The following is a 21,428-nucleotide window of genomic DNA, read 5'->3' as shown; positions in this document are numbered from 1 at the left end:
GTTATTACCTTCTGGATTGGCCAGCTTTGCAGCTGGCCTCGAGTATTAGCACGTCGAACCCGGTGTGCAGGAGTAGTGGCTGGAATGGCTGGCATGACTGGAGTGGCTGTAATGTGCGGCAAATGCCTGCCCATCAAGAGACGGTTTCGCCATAATGATAGCCGTATTGGTCTGCTGTGCGGTTTGATTCACAGCGACTTGTGGTTGAGTCGCAGAAGCTGGCGTTCCGCTGCTGGTGGACGCCATCGCCGGCATACTCACACCTGCGATAACCCCTGCAACGATACTGGCAACAATAGGAGTGATGTTTTTATGAGTAAGTTCGTTGACAGAACCTTTTGTGACTTTTGGCAATGCTTTCATTTTTAATCCTTACCAAACTGAGAAGACAACAAAATTGTTATCCTGAATATAATAAATCACGGCTATATTTGGTTAATGTCATATTTGTGCGTGGCGTTTGATTTGAATCATGCAGATCGCAATAAGTGAAGTTTGCGTTAAGTGCTTTTCTTAACAACTGAAAACATATTTTAAACAAGCTTTTATTAAGCATGCAGTGCTGACGCGATTGAGAGCTGTTACCGTAATGAAAATGCTTTAGATAAATTTATGGGAAAGGGACTGCTTAAAAGCAGAAGCGGTCGCCAGGATGAATTAAAATATCAAAATTTCAAAATACAGCATAATTAGCCTGCTTTTATATTGATTAAATTAATGAGTCACAGGCCTGCGTCGAACCCTCTTCCGCCTGTAACACCATCGGCGCCACTCCGACAGGCCTGTGCGTCGGCGATCGCTCATCGGATCGACGAAGTGCGCGACGGGGCAAGGTGGGCCGTTGTGAAGTAGCATCCTGCCATCTGACGGATGAAAGGGATAAGTCATATGGTTGCATTTTAAAACCAATTAGCCTAAACTCCATTTGGTTTTGTTTTGAAACCAGATTACTGGAGCTCAAAGGTATGCATGCGCAACGCACAACGTCGCCCGAGCAGGGAAATATGTCACGCAGTCTGGTATGGCTCTTCGCCATCGCCAGCGGCCTGTGCGTAGCGAATGTCTATTACGCGCAACCGCTGTTGGACGCCCTGGCGCGGGATTTTGCCATCAGCCAGGCCGCGGTCGGCGGTGTTATTACTGCCACGCAAATAGGCTGCGCGCTGGCGCTGCTGTTTCTGGTGCCGCTGGGTGACAGGGTGGATCGCCGCTGCCTGATGGCGATCCAAATGCTGGCTCTGACTATCGCCCTGGCGGCGGTAGGGATGGCGCAGTCCGCGCCGGTATTGCTGGCTGGCATGCTCGCCGTCGGGCTGCTCGGGACGGCGATGACCCAGGGGCTGATCGCCTATGCCGCCAGCGCCGCGGCCTCTCATGAGCAGGGGCGGGTGGTGGGAACGGCGCAGGGCGGGGTGTTTATCGGGCTGCTGCTGGCGCGGGTCTTTGCCGGGGGCGTCAGCGATCTGACGGGCTGGCGCGGGGTCTATTTCTGTGCCGCGCTCCTGATGCTGGCGATTGCGATCCCGCTGTGGCGACGGCTGCCCGTCCTGCCTCCGGCTTCTCACGCGCTGACTTATCCCCGTCTGTTAGCCTCGATGCTGACGCTGCTGCGTCAGGAGAAGGCGTTACAGGTGAGGGGCATGCTGGCGCTGCTGATGTTCGCCGTCTTTAACATCTTCTGGAGCGCGTTGGTGCTGCCCCTGAGCGCGCCGCCTTATAGCTTCTCGCACACAATGATTGGCGCGTTCGGGCTCGCGGGCGTGGTCGGCGCGCTGGCTGCATCGCGTGCCGGTCAGTGGGCGGATCGGGGGTATGCCGGGCGCACCAGCGGAATGGCGCTTCTGACGCTGCTGCTGGCCTGGTGGCCGCTGTCGCTGATGAATATGTCACTCTGGGCGCTGGCGATCGGTATCGTGCTGCTGGATCTGGGCGGCCAGGCGCTACACGTCACTAATCAGAGCCTGATATTTCGCACCCGCCCGGATGCCCATAGCCGGCTGGTGGGGCTTTATATGCTTTTTTATGCCGTCGGTAGCGGGCTGGGCGCGATCGGTACCACCCTTACGTATGCCCATTTCGGCTGGCAGGGAGTATGTTTTCTGGGGGCGATGGTCAGTTTGCTGGCACTGGCGTTCTGGTGGCTGACGCAGCGCCAGCTTACAGAAACGATGGACTGCGGCAGTGAACGCAGGTGAATTCCCGGCCGTACTGGCGTAAAATTAGTTTTTTGTCACAGGTAATCTCAGCAATGGCTCTGATCCCCAAAAACTACGCGCGGCTGGAAAGCGGCTATCGCGAAAAAGCACTCAAAATCTATCCCTGGGTATGTGGGCGCTGCTCGCGGGAATTTGTTTATTCAAACCTGCGTGAATTAACGGTCCACCATATCGATCACGACCACACCAATAACCCGGAAGATGGCAGTAACTGGGAGTTGTTGTGTCTGTTTTGTCACGATCACGAGCATTCTAAATATACGGAAGCGGATCTGTACGGCACTACCGTGGTAGCGGGTGAGGACGCGCAAAAAGACGTAGGCGCGGCAACCTATAATCCGTTTGCCGATTTACAGGCGATGCTGAATAAGAAGAAGTAGATCGTACCAACATAAAAAAAGGCAACTTACGTTGCCTTTTTGCTTTTTAAATTGAGGTTCTGCGGTAGCTGCGGTATTCCGGCTGCCAGAAGTTCTCATCAATCGCCTGCTGCAACGCATCGGCAGACGTTTTCACCGCCACCCCTTGCTGCTGCGCCATCTTGCCTACGGCAAAGGCAATCGCCTTCGACACCACGTGAATATCCTTCAGCTCCGGCAGCACCAGCCCTTCGCCGTTGTTCACCAGCGGTGAATGCTTGGCCAGGGTTTCGCTGGCGGACATCAGCATCTCATCGGTAATGCGCGAGGCTCCCGAGGCGATCACCCCGAGGCCAATCCCCGGGAAGATATAGGAGTTGTTACACTGGGCAATCGGGTAGGTTTTATCCTTCCACACCACCGGAGAGAACGGGCTACCGGTGGCAACCAGCGCATTGCCTTCGGTCCAGGCGATGATGTCCTGCGGGGTGGCTTCCACACGTGAAGTCGGGTTCGACAACGGCATCACGATGGGGCGAGCGCAGTATTTATGCATTTCGCGGATGATCTCTTCGGTGAACAGCCCGGTCTGCCCGGAGACGCCGATCAGAATATCCGGCTTGACGTTGCGTACTACGTCCAGCAGGGAGAGCACTTCGTTGTCGGTATCCCAGTTTTTCAGGTTCTCGCGCTTTTGCACCAGTTTGGTCTGGAACGGCAGCAGGTTCGGCATGGCGTCGGTCAGCAGGCCGAAGCGGTCCACCATAAAGACGCGTGAGCGAGCCAGCTCTTCGCTTAACCCTTCCCGCTGTGTCTGGGCGATGATCTGCTCGGCAATACCGCACCCGGCGGAACCGGCGCCGAGGAAGACGATCTTCTGATAGCTTAACTGGTTGCCCGCCGCGCGGCTGGCGGCAATCAGGGTGCCGACGGTGACCGCCGCGGTGCCCTGAATGTCGTCGTTAAAGGAGCAGATTTCGTCGCGATAGCGGTTCAGCAGCGGCATCGCGTTTTTCTGGGCGAAGTCTTCAAACTGCAGCAGCACGTCCGGCCAGCGGTGTTTTACCGCCTGAATAAAGTCATCCACGAACTGGTAATACTCGTCGTCGGTGATGCGTGGGTGGCGCCAGCCCATATACAGCGGGTCGTTGAGCAGCTGCTGGTTGTTAGTGCCGACATCCAGCACCACCGGCAGGGTGTAGGCCGGGCTGATGCCGCCGCAGGCGGTGTACAGTGACAGCTTGCCGATCGGAATACCCATTCCGCCGATCCCCTGGTCGCCCAGACCGAGAATACGCTCCCCGTCGGTCACCACAATCACCTTGATGTTGTGGTTTGACACGTTCTGCAGAATGTCATCCATTTGGTGGCGATTCTGATAGGAGATAAACACGCCGCGCGAGCGACGGTAAATTTCGGAGAAGCGTTCGCAGGCGGCCCCAACGGTCGGGGTGTAGATCACCGGCATCATCTCATCGAGATGGTTTTGCACCAGGCGATAGAAGAGGGTTTCGTTGGTGTCCTGGATATTGCGCAGATAGATGTGCTTATCGATTTCGGTTTTGAAGCCCTGGTACTGGATCCACGCACGCTCGGCCTGTTCTTCGATGGTTTCCACCACTTCCGGCAGCAGGCCCAGCAGGTTGAAGTTGCTACGCTCTTCCATGCTGAAGGCGCTGCCCTTGTTCAGCAGGGGGAACTCCAGCAGAACCGGCCCGGCGTAAGGGATGTAAAGGGAACGATGTCGGGTTGCTTTGTTGTCCATGTCACTCACTTAATTTTTGGAAATCCGTCCCTGGCACTGGTGTTGATCATTGTCGCTGTCGTGCCCGCAGGGGATGTCAGGCGGGTAGTATAAAGGAGGTCAATGTTAAAAACCGCAACATACAAACAAAAACACCACCGGAGTAGCCGGTGGTGTCAGGTATGCTTTAGTGAACTTACTTAGGTTCGTGGCGTTTTCTGCCGGTAGCGTGGGTGACCTGCGTTTCGCTGTCGCCCTCAATCACCACTTTACGCTGGTTCGAGAGTTTGTAGTTCAGTCCCAGGATATGGCGTGCCTGACGGTTCGATTTCATATTAACTCCTCATTCCTGTTGATAGTGATAAGGCGAACGAAATGTAACCCCTAAGGTTGCAGATCCAGCATAGCAGGTTTTCAGAAGCTGGCGTGCTGACCGCTGACGACGTAGTTAATGGTCTGCTGGTAGATGTCACTGAGGATGTCATTGTCTGAGGCTTCAACCCACTTGGTGAGTTCCATCAAAATGTCATCTTCGGTGACAGCGCCCAGTTCTGCGCGTAAACCCTGTGCAATTGCATTTACCAGCTCCGGCTGTGCGGATGGTGTGGTTGCTGAAGTATAAGTAAACATAGTGCCTCCGTGTCGTTTTCTGTCTAATGTTCCGGTTCGCAATAACGTAATGCACATTCAGAATGGCAAACTTTTTTAGCGCTGTGTCTAAGACTCGTCCTGGAAATAAAAATATCATAATCACAGCACTTTCATGGATATATCACGGCTTCCAGCGACGCAGAGGCGTGTATTTTTCATAAGGCATGGAGGAGGGCCAGGATATCAATTCAATGACGCTGCCCCAGGGCGTTTTGCCGTAGCAAAAGGCGTTGCCTTCTCCCTTTTCGGCCGGGAACGAGAGCGCCTTTGGCTCGGTAAACATCTCGCCACCCGCCGCGATAAAGCGTTTTATTGCTTGTGAAAAATCATCGACATAGACGGCAAAGTGCTGAAGACCGAAGTCGCTTGCTCTGGCCGGGGACTGCTGCTCCGGGCCGTGCATTTCGAACAGCTCAATCCCGGGCCCGTGGGGCATGGCCAGCATTCGAATAGCGCGCACTTCCGTGCCCGGGAATAAGCGCAACGTCTTTTGCTGGGCGTCGGGATCAATATTACCGTCTCCGGGTTCCACGGAACGATATATTTCTTTCGCGTTAAAGGCCTGTTCAAAAAATAGCGTGGCCTGATTAATGTCCGGTACGGTAATACCGATGTGATCGATGCCTCTGACGGGTAAATTCATTCTTCTCTCCTTAGCAAATATTAAAATATAGCAGGCTGACAGCGGGTGAATATTTGCACAATCGGGTGAGACTGTTCCGTCTTTGCCGCAAAGCCCGATCTCTCTTCTATACTTAACTCCTTGTATGCCAAAAGGAGAACAATTTATGACGATTCACAAGCACGGTTCGGCGCACTGGTCTGGCGATATTAAACGCGGTAAAGGGACAGTTTCCACCGAAAGCGGCGTCCTTAATCAGCAACCTTACGGCTTTAATACCCGCTTCGAAGGGGAAAAGGGCACCAACCCGGAAGAGCTGATTGGCGCAGCGCATGCGGCCTGCTTCTCAATGGCGCTGTCATTGATGCTGGGCGAGGCGGGCTATACCGCCGATTCCATCGACACTATTGCGGATGTGTCGCTGGATAAAACCGACAGCGGCTTTGCCATCAGCAAAATTGCGTTGCAGAGCAAAGTGACCGTGCCGGGCATTGACCCGCAGCAGTTTGACGGCATCATTCAGAAGGCCAAAGCCGGGTGTCCGGTGTCACAGGTGCTGAAAGCTGAAATCACCCTCGACTACACCCTGAACTGATCCTTCCGCCGGGCCTTGCGCCCGGCTATCCCTTCACCGCCTCAGGAAAGACCTCTGCCAGCCAGGCGATAAACACCCTTAACCGCTGCGTCACATGCCGGTTTTGCGGATATACCACGTAAAACGGGTAGTCCGGCGTCCGCCATTTCACCAGAATTTCCACCAGCGTGCCTGCCTCCAGCATCGCCCCTACCGAATACCGAAAGGTCTGGATGATCCCCATTCCGGCAACCGCCGCCGCCAGGTGCGCGTTGCTCTCGTTGACGCCTATATGGTGCCGCAGGTTGATTTCGCGAACCTCATCGTCGTGCGTAAAGCGAAACGGCACCGCGCGACCGTTAGCCGGCGAGAGATAGCTCACCAGCTTATGACCGTTTCGCAGCTCCTCCGGGTAGGCGGGGATCCCGTGTTCTTTCAGATAGCCCGGCGTGGCGCAGGTGACCATCTCTGCATTGCCGATATGCCGGGCAATCAGGGAAGAGTCCCCCAGCGCGCCGCCGCGGATCACGCAGTCCACATTGCCGCTGATTAAATCCACCGGCCGGTCCGCCACGCCCAGGTCGATGCGGATGTCGGGATAACGGCGCATAAAATCCGGCAGCACCGGGATCAGCACGTCCCGCGCCGTCGAGCCCCCCACATCAATACGTAAATGCCCCTGCGGCTGCTGTTTCACCGCGTTGAACGAGGTGTCGATATCTTCGATATCAATCAGCACCCGTCGGGCCTTTTCATAATAGTCCTGCCCCTCCGGCGTCGGCGTTACCCGTCGGGTGGTACGTTGCAACAAACGCACGCCAAGGTGCGCCTCCAGCGCTTTTACCAGTTTGCTGAGGGTGGCGATGGGCATGTTCAGCGAGTCTGCCGCCCGGGTAAAGCTGCCGGTTTCTACCACGCGCGTAAAGGCGCGCATTGCCATTAACTGATCCATAAAGCGGCGCTCATCAAAACGGGGGATTATTCCCGTAGGGAAAAAGTGATTTCCATTTTTGCGGATTTTTCCCTAATCCCGCAAGCGGTAGAGTGCATCCACACCAACAACACAGAAGGTAAATCACATGAACTCAGCATTAACAGGTAAAGTCGCACTCGTCACCGGTGGTACCAGCGGTATCGGTCTGGCAACGGCAAAAGAGCTGGCCGCTCAGGGGGCGAAGGTGTACATCACCGGTCGTCGTCAGGCAGAACTGGACAATGCCGTCGCCAGCCTGGGCGGGCAGGCGATCGGTATTCGCGCCGATGCCTCGCGCCTTGACGATCTCGATACGGTGTATGCGCAAATCGCTGAACAGGCAGGGCGGCTGGACGTGCTGTTTGCCAACGCTGGCGGCGGGGATATGCTGCCGCTGGGGGCCATCACCGAAGAACACTTCGACCGCATTTTCGCCACCAACGTGCGCGGCGTGCTCTTCACCGTGCAGAAGGCGCTGCCGCTGCTGGTTTCCGGTTCCTCGGTGATCCTCACCGGCTCGACCGTCTCCGTTAAAGGTACCGCCAACTTCAGCGTTTACAGCGCCAGCAAGGCGGCAGTGAGAAACTTTGCCCGCTCCTGGGCGCTGGATTTACAGGGGCGCGGGATCCGCGTCAACGTGGTCAGCCCGGGCCCGATTAAAACCCCGGGGCTGGGCGAGCTGGTACCGGAAGATCGGCGCCAGGGGCTGTTCGATGCGTTAGCGTCGACGGTACCGTTGGGACGCATTGGCGAACCGGAAGAGGTGGCTAAAGCGGTGGCGTTTCTCGCTTCCGATGCCGCCAGCTTTATCAACGCCACCGAGCTGTTCGTGGATGGCGGGATGGCGCAGATTTAACGCTGATAGAGTAGTGTGAGATTGCCGCCGAGGCGGCGATCCTGCAACGGACGGCTGGCGTCCAGGCGTGACAGTGTCACTGATGTGCAGTGCTGCATGGCGCACCAGGGCTCCAGCCATTCGGGATGAGACTCGTCCTGCCGCAAAACATACCCCGCCAGCCGCGCCAGCGCGCCCTTGTTCTCCTGAATGACATCTACCTGATTGGCTCTGGCAAAACTGGCGATCATCACCAGCGGCTGCAGAGCGTAATTGTGATAGGCCTGCGCCCGCTCGCGGCGACGCAGTTCGTTTGCCAGCGTGCCGTCAGCTGCAATCTGTCCGGCGGCGATGCGGTACTCTTTTAATGACCAGGTGAATAAATCCCGCCGGTCGAGCGCCACGGCGCTGGCCATGACCGCCCATGCTGCCCAGTAGCTGTGATTATTGGTGCTCTCCAGCGGCAGGCCGTCCCACTCCCGTACCACACGATCCGCCAGCTGGCCCAGCCAGCGCTCGGTGGCCTGCTGTCCGGCAAGCGACGTCCCGGGGGTAAACTTCAGCTCCAGCCAGCTGCTGGCAAGCGTTGCCAGGGCCCATTTGCGCATGGCGCGCCCGGTGTGGCTGGTCTCTTCTGAGAGCAAGGCCTCCGCGTCGGCCCATGTCGCGTAACCATTCAGAATACAGCGCAGGGTATGCGGATCTCCGCTCTGCTTATAGCGCCACACCATCTCCGAGATCCCGCGTTCAAAGCCGACGATGGGTTTAGACGCGGCGCGAAACGCCTGCTCGGCCTGCGGATTAAGGGTGGCGCGGGCGCTGTCCGATCCCTCATATTTACTGCGCAACGTCAGCGGGGCGGTAAAGGGCGCGGACAGGGCTACGCAGCCGCCCGACGCGGTATGGGGCAGCGGCCGGGTAAAACCGGCAGGAGGCACCAGCGGAGCGGCCAGAGCGTATACCGGTAAGCAGAGCAACAGTCGCAAGGTACATTTCACATTCGCCTCCGCCAGAATTAAACATTCACGTTGATTATTTTTGAGCCGAATCGCCTGTTTCCTGATATATCCTTTCAATACTATTAGTCGGCGATCGTTATTTATGTTACACAATAGCTTAAAAGGCCTAACAATCTATCGGGAACAATGGCTGTGCTGACTACACTCATTTACAAAAGCCAGTTAAATCCGTCCTGTAAATCTTTATCCCTCCTCTCACTTGTTGAAAAGGCCAAACACAGTAATACCGCGCTGGACGTCACGGGCATTTTGCTGTTTGACGGTGTCGAGTTTCTGCAGATCCTCGAAGGGTCTGAAGAGGTTATTGAGACGCTGTTCCTGAAGATCCGCGAAGACAAACGCCACGACAGCGTGGTGGAGCTGATGCGTGACTACGGTCCGCGTCGGCGCTTCGAGAACGTCGGTATGCTGCTCTTCGATCTGCGCACAGAGACGTCCAAATCGGTGCGTTCCTCCGTTTTGCGCTACAGCAAGCTGGATAATTATCTGGCGGCGGAAGATCGGGTATTTAAATTTATTCAGACTTTTATCAACCAGCAGAAAAAAGCGTTGGGCGGGTCAAATTTCCGGCCGGAGAAGTGGACGCTGGCCCCGGAGCATACCCCTTTTGGCAAATCCATCAACGGGCTGATTGATAATCAGGTCTGTCAGTTTGCCCTGCAGCCGATCGTCCAACCCACCGAGGGTAAAATCTCCTCGCTGGAAGCGCTGATCCGCAGCAACGACGGCGGGAGCCCGGAGCGGTTCTTTAACGCCATCGATCAGGACAAAGTGTATGAGGTGGATCTGCTGACCAAGGCCTACGCCTTTGCGCTGGCCGAGAAAATTGGCATCGGTGACCATAAAATTGCCATCAACCTGCTGCCGATGTCGCTGGTCAACGTGCCCGGCGCCGTCGATTATCTGATGGATCAGATCCGTATCCACGGTTTACAGCCGGAGCAGGTGGTGATTGAGGTCACTGAAAACGAGATGATCTCCGGCTTTAACCAGTTTAACAGCGCCATCAAGCAGTTGAGGGCGGCGGGGATTGGTCTGGCGATTGACGATTTTGGCTCTGGCTATGCCGGGCTGTCGCTGTTGACCCGTTTCCAGCCGGATAAACTGAAAATCGATCGCGAGATTGTCAGCAATATCCACTTAAGCGGCCCGAAACAGGCGATTGTGAAGTCGATTATCAGCTGCTGTACCGACATGGAGATTGCGCTGGTGGCTGAGGGCATCGAGAAAATTGAAGAGTGGTGCTGGCTTGAATCGGCAGGCATCAAGCGTTTTCAGGGATTTTTATTCGCCCGGCCTGAATTAAACGGCGTAGGGGAAATTCACTGGCCGCAATTTACCAGCGCTGAATATTTAAACGATTAAATACGCCACCAATAATTATCTGCTAAACAGATAAAAATTTTCCATCTATCGCAGGGCCTGAATATAAGGCCCTGTCGTGCAATCCGCTGATTTAAATAACGATTAGCGACCCTGTTGATATTCTTATAAATAAATAACTTTAATTCAATATTAAGGGGCGGATGCCGATAACACCTCAGACCGTTTTATATCTGAGGTAGTTATGTCGTTGAAAAAGTCGTCCCTTGCCATTCTGCTCGCCTTGCTGTTTTTCTTTGTTGCCAGTGCCGCAACCAATGTCTGGCTGGCCATTAAAAGCAATGATTCACTGGATAACGTGAATAAAGAGATCCAGGTGGTGTTATCCATTATCGATCCCATTAACCACAGCCGTACCCTGCGCGTGCGGGTCATGGAGTACATGAAGCAGGCGGAGAGCGGAGATACCGCCGGTCTTGCGGAGAAGCTGGACTCGGTAAAGCTGGCGCTGACCAAGGCCGATGGCGCGTTTGCCGCCTTCAATGCCGCGCCGCGTCTGGCGGATGAAGCTCCGTTAGTGAAAGACTACGACGACGCCTGGCTCGCCTACCGTAATCAGGGGCTGGCACCGCTGATTGATGCGGCCTCGGCGCATGACGCGGCAAAATTTGATGCCCTGATCCCGCAGATCTCCCGTCTCGACCGCCAGTACGAAATCGTCCTCGACCAGGTGCTCTCCGTGCACCAGAAATACGCGAAACAGCTGAATGACGATGCGCGATCCCACTTTGCCTCCGGCTTAACCATTATTGCCGCCTTTGCTGCGCTGTTTGTGGTGGTGATTATCGGCGTGAGCGTCCTGATGAAGCGGTTTGTCTTTGCCCCGATTAACCTGGCGCGGGCGCACTGCAGCCAGATCGCTGCCGGTCAGCTGACGGAAGCGGTGCCGCAAAAAGCGGGCTCGAACAACGAAATCGATCTGCTGATGGGCTCGATGGAGCAGATGCGTCTGGCCCTGCTGGAGACTATCTCTCAGGTGCGTGAAGCCTGCCGTACCGTCAATTACGCTTCGCAGGAAATTGCCTCCGGCAACATCGATCTGGCCTCGCGTACCGAGCAGCAGGCGTCAGCCCTGACGGAAACCGCCGCCAGCATGGAGCAGCTGAGCGCTACCGTCGCCAATAATACCGACAATGTGCATCAGGCCGGGAAGCTGGTGCAGGATGCGGTGAATAACGCCCGCACGGGGGAGGCCGTGACCCGCGAGGTGATCGAGACCATGAACACCATCGCCGCTAACTCCCAGCGTATCGAAGATATTACCAGTGTGATTAACAGCATCGCCTTCCAGACCAATATTCTGGCGTTGAATGCCGCGGTTGAAGCCGCCCGCGCCGGCACCCAGGGACGGGGATTTGCGGTGGTGGCAACGGAAGTCCGTACCCTGGCGCAGAAGAGCGCCGTGGCGGCGAAGGATATCGAAAACCTGATCGCCCAGTCGGTCTCCAGCGTGAAAAACGGTTCTCAGCTGGTGAATCGCTCGGGGGAGGTGATCCATGCCATTATCAATTCGGTCAATAAGGTGAACGCGCTGATGGAGCAGATCTCGGTGGCGTCGGAAGAGCAGAGCCGTGGTATCGGCCAGGTCGGCCAGGCGGTGACCGAGATGGACGGCGTCACCCAGCAAAACGCCGCCCTGGTGCAGGAGTCCGCGGCCGCGGCCGCCTCGCTGGAAGAGCAGGCGAAACACCTGACCCAGAGCATCGCCAGCTTCAGACTGCCGGAACCGGCATAATTCCTCCCTGTAGCCCTTAATGCCCGGCGGCGCTGCGCTTGCACGGGCCTACGTTTCTGTAGGCCGTGTAAAGCGCAGCCGCTACCCGGCAAGACACATCGCAGCCTTTCGTAGGCCGGGTAAGGCGTAGCCGCTACCCGGCAATACAGTTCGCACCCTTCGCAGTGACCCGTCTCACATTAATTTTCCTGGTCTATGCTTGATGTTCATGCGCGGTATCACGCCAGCGCATTTTCTCTTTTTCCCTCTGCTTAGCGATTAACGCCAGGCAACCCGAGGATCATGGGTCAAACGAGGTGGTGGAATGACAGCTAAATCTATTAGGTATTGGGGTTGTGAATATAGCGATGCGAACAGCGTTCGCTTTCATCTGTGGGCCAGCGGTCAGCAGCATATCGCCCTGCGCCTGAACGACGAAACACTGCCGATGCACCCGACCGGCGACGGCGGATTTGAACTGACGGTCAACGATGTTGCCCCCGGTTCAGCCTACAGCTTTATCCTGCCTGACGGCACCACGGTGCCCGATCCGGCCTCCCGCGCCCAGCAAGGTGATGTCAACGGCCCGTCGCTGGTGTGCGATCCTCACAGCTATGTCTGGCGCAATACCCACTGGCAGGGCCGGCCCTGGGAAGAGAGCGTGGTCTACGAGCTCCATATCGGGACCTTTACCCCGGAGGGCACTTTCCGCGCGGCCACCGACAAACTGTCGTATCTGGCCTCGCTCGGCGTCACCATGATTGAGCTGATGCCGGTCTCCCAGGCGGGAGGCAGTCGTGGCTGGGGCTACGATGGCGTACTGCTGTATGCCCCGCACAGCGCCTACGGCACGCCGGATGAGCTGAAGGCCTTTGTCGATACCGCCCACGGCCTCGGCCTGTCGGTGGTGCTGGATATCGTGCTTAACCATTTCGGGCCGGAAGGCAATTACCTGCCGAAACTGGCACCGGACTTTTTCCACCCGGAACGCATGACCCCGTGGGGGAACGGTATCGCGTATGACCTTGCGCCGGTGCGTCAGTTTATTGTCGATGCGCCGCTGTACTGGCTGACGGAGTTCCACTTCGATGGTCTGCGCTTTGACGCCATCGACCAGATCGAAGATACCTCCGACCCCCACGTGCTAATCGAGATCGCCACCCGCATCCGCGCCGCCATCACCGACCGGCCGGTGCATCTGACCACCGAAGACAGCCGCAACGTGGTGTTTCTCCATCCGCGTGAAGACGACGGCAGCGTGCCGCTGTTTACCGGGGAGTGGAACGACGATCTGCACAATGCCGTCCACGTGATGGCCAGCGGGGAAACCCATGCCTGGTACCAGGATTTTGCTGAAAAACCGGAGCAATGGGTGGCGAGAGCGCTGGCGGAAGGCTTCTCTTATCAGGGGGAACGTTCCCCGCAAACCGGTGAGCCCCGGGGAGTGAAAAGTATCGCTCAACCGCCAGTGGCCTTCGTCGATTTCATCCAGAATCACGATCAGGTAGGCAATCGTGCTCAGGGGGATCGCCTGTTAAGCCTGATTGGGGAGGAACGTACCCGGGTGCTGATGGCCGCGCTGCTGCTGTCCCCGCATATCCCGCTGATGTTTATGGGCGAGGAGTTTGGTGAAACCCAGCCGTTCCTGTTCTTTACCGATTTCCACGGGGATCTGGCGCGCGCGGTGCGGGAAGGGCGCGCGAAAGAGTTCAGCGATCACGACGAGACGGTGCCGGATCCCAATGCACCTGAGACCTTTGCCCGTTCGAAACTCGACTGGAACAAACTCAACCAACCCGGCGGACAGACCTGGCTGCGCTTTACCCAACAGCTGTTGCAGCTGCGCCAGCGGGCGATTGTGCCGCTGCTGGCCGGGGCACAGGGCGGTAACGGCAGGGTGCTGAAAACGGCCCCGGGTTGCGTGGTCGTGAGCTGGACATTTACACAGGGCACGTTGACGCTGGCGCTCAATATTGGCGAACAGGATCAAATGATGCCCGATATTGCGGGTGAAACGCTGTTTGCCTGGCCTGAAGGCCGCACGGAACTGCTCGCGAACACCGTTATTGTACGTTTTGCACAAGGAGAACCGACCTGATGATCCCCACAGCGACCTGGCGTATTCAGTTTCGCAACGGCATGACTTTCGACCGTGCCGCCAGTCTGGTGCCGTACCTGCAACAGCTCGGCATCAGCCATCTGTATGCTTCGCCAATATTTACCGCCGCCCGGGATTCGACGCACGGTTATGACGTCACCGATGCCAACGAGATTGACCCCTCTATTGGAGGCCGCGCCGGATTTGAGCGGCTGGTCAGCGCCCTGAAGGCGGCCGGGCTGGGGTTGATCCTGGATATTGTGCCGAACCACATGTCCACCTCGCTGGAAAACGCCTGGTGGCGCGATGTGATTGAACACGGAGAGAAGAGCCGCTACGCCCGCCATTTTGATATCGACTGGTCGCGTCGGCTGACCCTGCCGTTTCTGGGTGATGACTTTGATGTGGTGCTGGCGAACGGCGAAATCAGCGTTCAGCGCGACCCTGACACCGGCAAACCGGCGCTGGCGTATTTCGACAACTTTTACCCGCTGACGCCTGACAGCTGGCAAGGGCGTGAAGACGAGGTTCTTCGCCTTAGCGATCCGGCGGCCATCACCCGGCTGCATGACCAGCAGCCGTGGCGGCTTACCAGCTGGCGTGATGCCCCGCGCGACCTCTCCTGGCGTCGCTTCTTCGAGATCACCGGCCTGGTGGGCGTGCGGGTTGAGGACGACGCGGTGTTTGATGACAGCCATGCCCTGATCCTGGCCCTGGTGCGCTCGGGTGCAGTGGACGGGCTGCGCATCGATCACGTGGACGGGCTCGCCGACCCGCGCGCCTATCTCCAGCGTCTGCGTCAGGAGGCGGGCCCCGACTGCTATATCACGGTGGAGAAGATCCTCAGCAAAGGCGAGAACCTGCCCAATGACTGGCCGATCTCCGGTACCACCGGCTATGAATTTATCGCCTCGCTATCGGAAGTGCTGATAGATGACGACAAAATCGATGGCCTGCGCCAGGCCTATGACAGAGTCATGGGCCGCCCGGTGGATATGCACGACGAACTGCGCGACGCGCGTCTGCTGATGGTGGACAGAAACTTCGCCGGCGAGTTTTCTACCTTGCTGACGCTGGCGAAAACCCTGGCGCAGACCGAAGGCGTCAACATAGAAGTGGAGCCACTGCGGCTGGCGCTGCGCGAGCTGCTGGTGGCCTTCCCGGTATACCGCACCTACGGCACGGCGCAGGGAATGTCCGCCGCGGATGTGCGGCTGCTGAACCATGTGGTGTCGACCATCAGCGCCGATCCCGACGCCATTGCGCTGCTGATGCGTATTCTGACCGGCGAGGTCTCTGAGGAGGCCCGCGATACCGCCACGAATTTCCGCACCCGTTTCCAGCAGCTGACCGGGCCGCTGATGGCGAAGTCGGTGGAGGACACGCTGTTCTTCCGTCAGCACATGGATCTGGCCCTCAACGAAGTGGGGGCCGAGCCGGTGCCGCGCGCCTTTTCACTGACGCGTTTTCACACCGAGATGACCGCGCGGCGTGAGCGTCAGCCGGATGCGCTCTCCGGCACCTCAACCCACGACACCAAGCGCGGGGAAGATGCCCGCGCCCGGCTTTACACCCTGACCGAAGCCCCGGAGGTCTGGGCAGAGTGCGTAGCCCGCTGGCAGCAGCTGAACCAGACCCACGTGCGTTTTCTCAATGATGGTACGGCCCCCAGAGCCGCCGACACCTGGATGCTCTATCAGGCGCTGGCGGGGGTCTGGCCACCACAGCTGGATCCGCAGGATGCAGAGGGGCTGAAGGCGCTGGAAGAGCGCTTCCTGGCCTTTGTTGAAAAGGCGCTGCGGGAGGCCAAGCTGCGCACCGACTGGGTGGACAGTAACGAAGCCTATGAAACGGTGGTGCTGGAGTATGCCCGCCATCTGCTGTCGCCGGAGAATCAGGATTTCCTGCAAGACTTCAGCACCTCGCTGCGTCCGTTTATCCGCGCCGGGCTGGTAAACAGCCTGAGCCAGACGGTGATCAAACTCACCGCCCCGGGCGTGCCGGATGTTTATCAGGGCAGCGAAGGGCTCAACTTTAGCCTCGTCGATCCCGATAACCGTCGCGAGCCTGATTTCGACCAGCTCCGCCAGCAGCTGGCGTCGGCGGATCGGCAGATTGCCACCCGCGAGGCGAGCTGGCAGGACGGGCAGCTGAAGCTGTCTGTCACCCGCACGCTGCTGCACTTGCGCCAGCGCAAACCGGCGCTGTTCCGTCTGGGCAGCTATGTTGCGCTGCTCACCCGCGGCGAGCGGGCGGATAAGGCGATTGCCTTTGCCCGCGTGGATGACGACGACGTGCTGATTGTGGTGGCACCGCGGCTGGCGCTGGCGAATGCCACCCGGGCGTTTCCCGTCACCGGGGCGGCTCTGTGGGGAGCGACCGAGGTGGTTCTTCCTCCCGATCTCGCCGGACGCAGCTATAAGGACTGTTTCAGCGGCGAAACCCTGGTGTTGGGTGAAAGTCTGCAATTGAGTGATGCACAGGATTGCTGGCGGGTGTTACTGGCCTGCGGCTAATGATTATTACTGTTCGAAGGAAAGACGTTATGGCATATGACAAAATTTATGAAATCCAGCCGGGGCAGAGTTACCCGCTGGGGGCGAATTACGATGACAAAGGGGTGAATTTTGCCCTCTTTTCGGCCTGCGCCGAACGCGTTGAGCTGTGTCTGTTTGACCCGAGTGGTAAATCTGAAATTGCCCGTCTGGAGTTACCGGAGTACACAGACGAAGTCTGGCATGGTTATGTGCCGGATCTGAAGCCGGGCGCGCTGTACGGCTACCGCGTGTATGGCCCTTACGATCCGGAAAACGGGCACCGTTTTAACCCGCATAAACTGCTGATTGACCCCTATGCGAGAGCCTTAACCGGGGAACTTATCTGGAACCCCTCGCACTTTGGCTATGAACTGGGGCATGACGAACTCGATCTGAGCTTTGATACCCGCGACAGCGCACCCTATACGCCAAAATGCCGGGTCATCGACCCACGGGTGTTCGACGGGCAGGATCCGCATCGCCCGGCGGTGCCGTGGTCCAGTACGATTCTGTATGAAACCCACGTGAAGGGCTTTACCCAGCTCAACCCGGCGATCCCGCCCGAACTGCGCGGCACCTTCGAGGGGATGGGGCATAAAGCCACGGTGGATTACATCAAAAGCCTCGGCGTGACCTCCGTTGAGCTGCTGCCGGTACACGCGTTCCCGGACGATCAGCATCTGCTTGAGCGGGGGCTGAAAAACTTCTGGGGCTATAACACTCTTAACTTCTTCTCTCCGGCATCGCGCTACGGCGGCCCGAACGGCATTCAGGGGTTCCGCGACATGGTGCGTGCCTTCCACGATGCCGGTATCGAGGTGATCCTCGACGTGGTCTATAACCACACCGCCGAGGGTAACGAGCTGGGCCCGACGCTGTCGTTTAAGGGGATCGACAATTTCTCTTACTACCGCACCATTGCCGGTCAGCACCGCTACTATGTGAACGATACCGGCACCGGCAACACGGTGAATACCTCGCACCCGCGTGTGCTGCAGATGGTGATGGATTCCCTGCGCTACTGGGCGGAGTCAATGCATATCGACGGCTTCCGCTTTGATCTCGGCACTATTCTCGGGCGCGAGCCGGAAGGGTTCGATCAGCGTGGCGGCTTTTTCGATGCCATGATGCAGGATCCGCTCCTCTCGCGGCTGAAACTGATAGGCGAGCCGTGGGATATCGGCCCCGGCGGTTATCAGGTAGGGGGCTTCCCTCCAGGCTGGGGCGAGTGGAATGACAAGTATCGCGATACCGTGCGTGAGTACTGGCGCGGGGATAACGTCTCGTCCGATTTCGCCGCGCGGCTGCTCGGTTCCGGGGATCTGTATGACCAGCGTGGGCGTCGCCCGTGGGCCAGCATTAACTTTATCACCGCCCACGACGGTTTCACCCTCAACGACCTCGTCTCCTTTAACGAGAAGCACAACGAGGCCAACGGGGAAGACAACAACGACGGCCACAATGATAACCGGTCATCGAATTATGGCGCTGAAGGCCCGACCGACGACGAGCAGATTAATGCCCTGCGTGAACAGCAGAAGCGCAACTTCCTCACCACGCTGCTCTTCTCCCACGGCACGCCGATGCTGCTGGCCGGGGATGAGTTTGGCCGCAGCCAGCTGGGTAATAACAACGGCTACTGTCAGGACAGCGAAATCAGCTGGGTACACTGGGAGAATCTCCCGGAAAGCGCCGAGACGCTGCGCAACTTTACCCGGCATTTGATCAAGCTGCGCGCCAGCCAGCCGCTGTTACACCGCGAGAGCTGGCGTGACGGGATGGAGATCACCTGGTTCAATGCCGGCGGCGGACCGCAGCTGCCGGAGCACTGGGACGAGGGCACCACGCTGGGGCTGTACCTCACCCGGGCCGATCTGCACGGGCAAAAGGGGATCTGGCAGGAGGTGCTGCTGCTGATCAATCCGTATGAAGGAGCGGTGCCGTTCCGTATCCCGGAATGCGGTAAAGAGGGTTGGGTCCTGGAGCTGAGTACGGCAGGGGATGAGCATCTGGGGCAGGCGGTGATCCCGGATACCGATTTTCCGCTGCCAGGCCGCAGTATCGTGCTGTTACGGCGGCCATAACGCGGGGCGTTACTTGTTAGCCCGCGCTCTGTCCCACGGGCTGGTGGTCTCGTCGTCAGCTTTAGCTGGCGCGGGATCCTCCAGCGAGTCCAGATAGAGGGCTTCGACTTCGGCGCGGGCCCACGGGGTACGCCGTAAAAACTTGAGGCTGGATTTGACGCTGGGATCGCTGTTAAAGCAGTTAATTTTAATCAGCTTTCCCAGCTGCGCCCAGCCGTAACGCGCCACCAGGGCATTGACCTGCATCTCGAGCGTGACGCCGTGCAAAGGATCTTTCGAAGGGTGAGCAGTCACAGGCATCCTTTTATTATCTGGCAAGGGGTTCAAAGCGGGGAAGGGTACAAGAAAAGCAGGGGGCCAGCAAGCGCTCAGGCGGTCACCGGTTTTGTAAATTTTGTAGGCCGGGTAAGGCATAGCCGCCACCCGGCACGACAGATCGCACCCGGGTTTATGCCCGGCGGCGCTGCGCTTGCACGAGCCTACGATTCCGGGAATGGGTGTTTTTGAAACGCCGTTCCGTTATACTGTCGCTCCCGATCCCGACGCCATTGAATCCATGACAACGCCTGATAAAAACGTTCGTGCCTTTCACTTTTCCGCTTTTCGCTATCTGTTTGCCGCCCGTTTTCTCACCGTGCTGGGCAATGGTATTGCCCCCATCGCACTGGCTTTTGCGGTCCTGGATATCGGCGGATCGGTCTCTGATTTGGGTATCGTTGTCGCCTCCCGGTCGATTTTCAACGTGCTGTTCCTGCTGCTGGGAGGAGTGTTAGCGGACCGCTATTCCCGCAGTCGGGTGTTAGTTTCATCTTCCCTGGTCGCGGCCATTTCGCAGGCGGTTGTGGCCTGGTCGGTGCTGGACGGTTCCGCCACGGCGATCGGACTGGCCTTGCTCGGTGCCCTGAATGGGGCCGCCGCCGGGATCGCCTTACCGGCCTCTTCCGCGCTCATTCCTCAGACGGTTCCCGCCCGCAATCTGCGTGAAGCCAATGCCTTTTTGCAGGCCGGTATTTATGGTGGAACGGTGATCGGCGCTTCACTGGGGGGCATTCTGATAAGCGCCGTCGGGCCCGGCTGGGGGCTGGCCATTGATGCGCTGGGGTTCGCCGCGGCTGCGCCGCTCTATTATTTAATCCGCGTCTCGCCACGTGAAGCCGGTTCAACCCAAAGCAATATCCTGCAGGACCTGAAAGAGGGATGGAAAGAGTTCGCCAGCCGGGCCTGGGTGTGGGCTATCGTCGTGCAGTTCACCATTATTAATGCGGCCTTCAGCGGCGTGATGATGGTGCTCGGGCCGGTGATTGCCGATGCCTCCTTTGGACGTGCACATTGGGGGATGATTATAGCAGCCCAGAGCGTGGGGCTGATTGTGGGATCTTCCCTCGCGCTGCGCTGGCGCCCGCGCCGCGACCTCTTTATCGGTGTGCTGCTGGTGTCGTTTTGCGCCTTGCCCCCGTTCATGCTGAGCCAGATTGCGGCCACCCCCTGGCTGATGGCCGCGTTTTTTATTGCTGGCGTGACCTTTGGCCTGTTCGGTGTCGCCTGGGCCCAGTCGCTGCAAACCCATATCCCGCAGGACAAGCTGGCCCGGGTCTATGCCTATGATGCGGTGGGGTCTTTCGTCGCCATTCCCTTCGGCGAGCTTATCGCAGGCCCGTTGGCGATTGAGTACGGCACCAGCAACGTGCTGCTGGTATCCGCCGTTGCGGTGGTGATTGCCACGGCGGGGGCGAGCCTGGTGCCGGCTATCAGGCGGCTCGAGAGTGGTTCTCAGATGACATCGCACACAATGTCCGGGGAACGCAGCTCGTAGGCCGGGCAAGCGCAGCGCCCCCGTCGGTTCCTTCTGGTTTGATAAAACGAGGAAAATGATTCATTCGATGATGAATACGCAGATGATTTCCAGTCACGCTTTCCAGGTGCCGTTTCAGGGCAAATTCATCTATGCCGAAAGCACATTCGGGCGCAATGGCCATGTGCTGATGCTTCATGGGGGCGGTAAGGATCGCACGGTGTTCTATAAATACCGTGCGCTTCTGGATAGGTCAGGCATTGGAACGACGCTCTTTGACTTTGTAGGTCATGGTGAGACGGGGGGAGATATGCACGCGTCCTCTCTTTTCAGCCGCACGGCACAGGCAGAGGCGGTGATTGCGTTTCAGGGGCTGCCTCTCACGGGGTGTATAGGCGTAAGTATGGGGGCCTATAACGCACTCCAGCTGAGTAAAACGATCCGGTTTCAATCCCTCATTCTCATGGTTCCCGGCGTCTACTCAACGCCAGCCTATAAGATTAACTTTGGTCCAGAATTTTCTGCCATCATTCGCAAAGAGAGAAGCTGGGCGCAAACCGATGCATGGGATATCGCAGCTGAATTTACCGGCAATCTGCTGATTATTGCCGCCGAAAATGACGCAATCATTCCCGCAGAAATACCGGAAAGACTGTTGTCCTCAGCAGCTGGCTGCCGCCAGAAGCAGCTGCTCACCATTCCTGGCGCCGGGCATAATACTATCTGGCAAAATTTAATGCTGTCAGACACGCTCTATGAAGAGGTGCGTTCAGCTTTTGCGCGGTGTTTATCCCACTGAACTTACTGTTTCGCCCTGGTCACAGCTG

At 57.7% G+C, this 21,428-nt stretch carries 19 protein-coding genes; 11 read left to right on the top strand and 8 right to left on the bottom strand.

Going from position 1 to position 21,428, the window contains the following annotated elements:
* Window positions 1-45: 45 nt before the first annotated feature.
* Entirely contained in the window at window positions 46-363 is a 318-nt protein-coding gene (locus ACP4QI_RS10785; protein ID WP_142489468.1) for a hypothetical protein, read from the bottom strand.
* A 641-nt stretch (window positions 364-1,004) separates the two neighbouring features.
* On the opposite strand from ACP4QI_RS10785, the gene ACP4QI_RS10780 reads away from it, so the two are divergent.
* Together ACP4QI_RS10780 and yajD are read left to right on the top strand one after the other, a co-directional pair.
* Entirely contained in the window at window positions 1,005-2,195 is a 1,191-nt protein-coding gene (locus ACP4QI_RS10780) for an MFS transporter (RefSeq protein WP_426494663.1), read from the top strand.
* A 53-nt stretch (window positions 2,196-2,248) separates the two neighbouring features.
* Window positions 2,249-2,596, top strand: coding sequence for an HNH nuclease YajD (gene yajD, locus ACP4QI_RS10775; RefSeq protein WP_106992874.1), 348 nt, complete (start codon window positions 2,249-2,251; stop codon window positions 2,594-2,596).
* A 46-nt stretch (window positions 2,597-2,642) separates the two neighbouring features.
* Here yajD and ACP4QI_RS10770 read toward each other — a convergent pair whose 3' ends face one another.
* The 4 genes from ACP4QI_RS10770 to ACP4QI_RS10755 all read right to left on the bottom strand — a co-directional run bounded on the left by ACP4QI_RS10770 (window position 2,643) and on the right by ACP4QI_RS10755 (window position 5,613).
* Complete coding sequence (locus tag ACP4QI_RS10770; protein WP_156263773.1) at window positions 2,643-4,340, bottom strand: NAD-dependent malic enzyme; 1,698 nt, start codon at window positions 4,338-4,340, stop codon at window positions 2,643-2,645.
* Window positions 4,341-4,515: 175 nt separating this feature from the next.
* Window positions 4,516-4,653: a stationary-phase-induced ribosome-associated protein gene (gene sra, locus ACP4QI_RS10765; protein WP_032618124.1), complete on the bottom strand. Its 138-nt coding sequence runs from the start codon at window positions 4,651-4,653 to the stop codon at window positions 4,516-4,518.
* An 80-nt stretch (window positions 4,654-4,733) separates the two neighbouring features.
* A complete protein-coding gene (bdm, locus tag ACP4QI_RS10760) occupies window positions 4,734-4,949 on the bottom strand; it encodes a biofilm-dependent modulation protein (protein WP_106992870.1) in 216 nt (71 codons plus the stop codon).
* A 142-nt stretch (window positions 4,950-5,091) separates the two neighbouring features.
* The gene (locus ACP4QI_RS10755) at window positions 5,092-5,613 is read right to left on the bottom strand and encodes a VOC family protein (protein ID WP_426494664.1); all 522 of its coding nucleotides are present in this window, start codon (window positions 5,611-5,613) and stop codon (window positions 5,092-5,094) included.
* A gap of 145 nt (window positions 5,614-5,758) precedes the next feature.
* Here ACP4QI_RS10755 and ACP4QI_RS10750 point away from each other — a divergent pair, with 145 nt between their 5' ends.
* Window positions 5,759-6,187 carry an OsmC family protein gene (locus ACP4QI_RS10750; RefSeq protein ID WP_426494665.1) on the top strand — a complete coding sequence of 143 codons (429 nt, stop codon included), beginning with the start codon at window positions 5,759-5,761 and terminating at the stop codon, window positions 6,185-6,187.
* A 25-nt stretch (window positions 6,188-6,212) separates the two neighbouring features.
* On the opposite strand, the gene ACP4QI_RS10745 is transcribed toward ACP4QI_RS10750, so the two are convergent.
* A complete protein-coding gene (locus ACP4QI_RS10745) occupies window positions 6,213-7,118 on the bottom strand; it encodes a LysR family transcriptional regulator (protein ID WP_426494666.1) in 906 nt (301 codons plus the stop codon).
* 127 nt (window positions 7,119-7,245) lie between these two features.
* On the opposite strand from ACP4QI_RS10745, the gene ACP4QI_RS10740 reads away from it, so the two are divergent.
* Window positions 7,246-7,995 (top strand): glucose 1-dehydrogenase, encoded by a 750-nt coding sequence (locus ACP4QI_RS10740; RefSeq protein WP_142489462.1) that lies wholly within the window; start codon window positions 7,246-7,248, stop codon window positions 7,993-7,995.
* Here ACP4QI_RS10740 and ACP4QI_RS10735 read toward each other — a convergent pair.
* Entirely contained in the window at window positions 7,992-8,972 is a 981-nt protein-coding gene (locus ACP4QI_RS10735; RefSeq protein ID WP_426494667.1) for a mannuronate-specific alginate lyase, read from the bottom strand. The two genes, ACP4QI_RS10740 and ACP4QI_RS10735, sit on opposite strands and share 4 nt — an antisense overlap.
* A 153-nt stretch (window positions 8,973-9,125) precedes the next feature.
* Between ACP4QI_RS10735 and ACP4QI_RS10730 the strand changes: the two genes are divergently transcribed.
* The 5 genes from ACP4QI_RS10730 (at window position 9,126) to glgX (ending at window position 18,809) form a co-directional block, all read left to right on the top strand.
* Window positions 9,126-10,358, top strand: coding sequence for a diguanylate phosphodiesterase (locus ACP4QI_RS10730; protein ID WP_426494668.1), 1,233 nt, complete (start codon window positions 9,126-9,128; stop codon window positions 10,356-10,358).
* A gap of 202 nt (window positions 10,359-10,560) precedes the next feature.
* Window positions 10,561-12,111 (top strand): methyl-accepting chemotaxis protein, encoded by a 1,551-nt coding sequence (locus ACP4QI_RS10725; RefSeq protein ID WP_231312392.1) that lies wholly within the window; start codon window positions 10,561-10,563, stop codon window positions 12,109-12,111.
* 304 nt (window positions 12,112-12,415) lie between these two features.
* Entirely contained in the window at window positions 12,416-14,188 is a 1,773-nt protein-coding gene (gene treZ / locus ACP4QI_RS10720; RefSeq protein WP_426494669.1) for a malto-oligosyltrehalose trehalohydrolase, read from the top strand.
* Window positions 14,188-16,704: a malto-oligosyltrehalose synthase gene (gene treY, locus ACP4QI_RS10715; RefSeq protein WP_426494670.1), complete on the top strand. Its 2,517-nt coding sequence runs from the start codon at window positions 14,188-14,190 to the stop codon at window positions 16,702-16,704. The genes treZ and treY overlap by 1 nt, the downstream gene beginning before the upstream one ends.
* Before the next feature lie 29 nt (window positions 16,705-16,733).
* Entirely contained in the window at window positions 16,734-18,809 is a 2,076-nt protein-coding gene (glgX, locus tag ACP4QI_RS10710) for a glycogen debranching protein GlgX (protein WP_156263765.1), read from the top strand.
* A 9-nt stretch (window positions 18,810-18,818) separates the two neighbouring features.
* Here glgX and ACP4QI_RS10705 read toward each other — a convergent pair whose 3' ends face one another.
* Window positions 18,819-19,103: a VF530 family protein gene (locus ACP4QI_RS10705; protein ID WP_142489456.1), complete on the bottom strand. Its 285-nt coding sequence runs from the start codon at window positions 19,101-19,103 to the stop codon at window positions 18,819-18,821.
* Window positions 19,104-19,365: 262 nt separating this feature from the next.
* On the opposite strand from ACP4QI_RS10705, the gene ACP4QI_RS10700 reads away from it, so the two are divergent.
* Complete coding sequence (locus tag ACP4QI_RS10700; RefSeq protein ID WP_426494934.1) at window positions 19,366-20,622, top strand: MFS transporter; 1,257 nt, start codon at window positions 19,366-19,368, stop codon at window positions 20,620-20,622.
* A 67-nt stretch (window positions 20,623-20,689) separates the two neighbouring features.
* Entirely contained in the window at window positions 20,690-21,400 is a 711-nt protein-coding gene (locus ACP4QI_RS10695; RefSeq protein ID WP_445730316.1) for an alpha/beta hydrolase, read from the top strand.
* Window positions 21,401-21,428 lie beyond the last annotated feature (28 nt).

Origin of the sequence: Leclercia sp. TB492, from assembly GCF_049974505.2 — a bacterium.
Taxonomy (GTDB): Bacteria; Pseudomonadota; Gammaproteobacteria; order Enterobacterales; family Enterobacteriaceae; genus Enterobacter; species Enterobacter adecarboxylatus_C.
This window is presented reverse-complemented; position numbering and strand designations above follow the sequence as displayed.

Coding starts and splice junctions, on each gene's coding strand:
- ACP4QI_RS10695 (WP_445730316.1), top strand. CDS start 20,690: ATGATGAATACGCAGATGATTTCCAGTCACGCTTTCCAGGTGCCGTTT.
- ACP4QI_RS10750 (WP_426494665.1), top strand. CDS start 5,759: ATGACGATTCACAAGCACGGTTCGGCGCACTGGTCTGGCGATATTAAA.
- bdm (WP_106992870.1), bottom strand. CDS start 4,949: ATGTTTACTTATACTTCAGCAACCACACCATCCGCACAGCCGGAGCTG.
- ACP4QI_RS10780 (WP_426494663.1), top strand. CDS start 1,005: ATGTCACGCAGTCTGGTATGGCTCTTCGCCATCGCCAGCGGCCTGTGC.
- ACP4QI_RS10725 (WP_231312392.1), top strand. CDS start 10,561: ATGTCGTTGAAAAAGTCGTCCCTTGCCATTCTGCTCGCCTTGCTGTTT.
- treZ (WP_426494669.1), top strand. CDS start 12,416: ATGACAGCTAAATCTATTAGGTATTGGGGTTGTGAATATAGCGATGCG.
- ACP4QI_RS10770 (WP_156263773.1), bottom strand. CDS start 4,340: ATGGACAACAAAGCAACCCGACATCGTTCCCTTTACATCCCTTACGCC.
- ACP4QI_RS10745 (WP_426494666.1), bottom strand. CDS start 7,118: ATGGATCAGTTAATGGCAATGCGCGCCTTTACGCGCGTGGTAGAAACC.
- ACP4QI_RS10785 (WP_142489468.1), bottom strand. CDS start 363: ATGAAAGCATTGCCAAAAGTCACAAAAGGTTCTGTCAACGAACTTACT.
- glgX (WP_156263765.1), top strand. CDS start 16,734: ATGGCATATGACAAAATTTATGAAATCCAGCCGGGGCAGAGTTACCCG.
- ACP4QI_RS10755 (WP_426494664.1), bottom strand. CDS start 5,613: ATGAATTTACCCGTCAGAGGCATCGATCACATCGGTATTACCGTACCG.
- treY (WP_426494670.1), top strand. CDS start 14,188: ATGATCCCCACAGCGACCTGGCGTATTCAGTTTCGCAACGGCATGACT.
- ACP4QI_RS10700 (WP_426494934.1), top strand. CDS start 19,366: ATGACAACGCCTGATAAAAACGTTCGTGCCTTTCACTTTTCCGCTTTT.
- ACP4QI_RS10740 (WP_142489462.1), top strand. CDS start 7,246: ATGAACTCAGCATTAACAGGTAAAGTCGCACTCGTCACCGGTGGTACC.
- sra (WP_032618124.1), bottom strand. CDS start 4,653: ATGAAATCGAACCGTCAGGCACGCCATATCCTGGGACTGAACTACAAA.
- yajD (WP_106992874.1), top strand. CDS start 2,249: ATGGCTCTGATCCCCAAAAACTACGCGCGGCTGGAAAGCGGCTATCGC.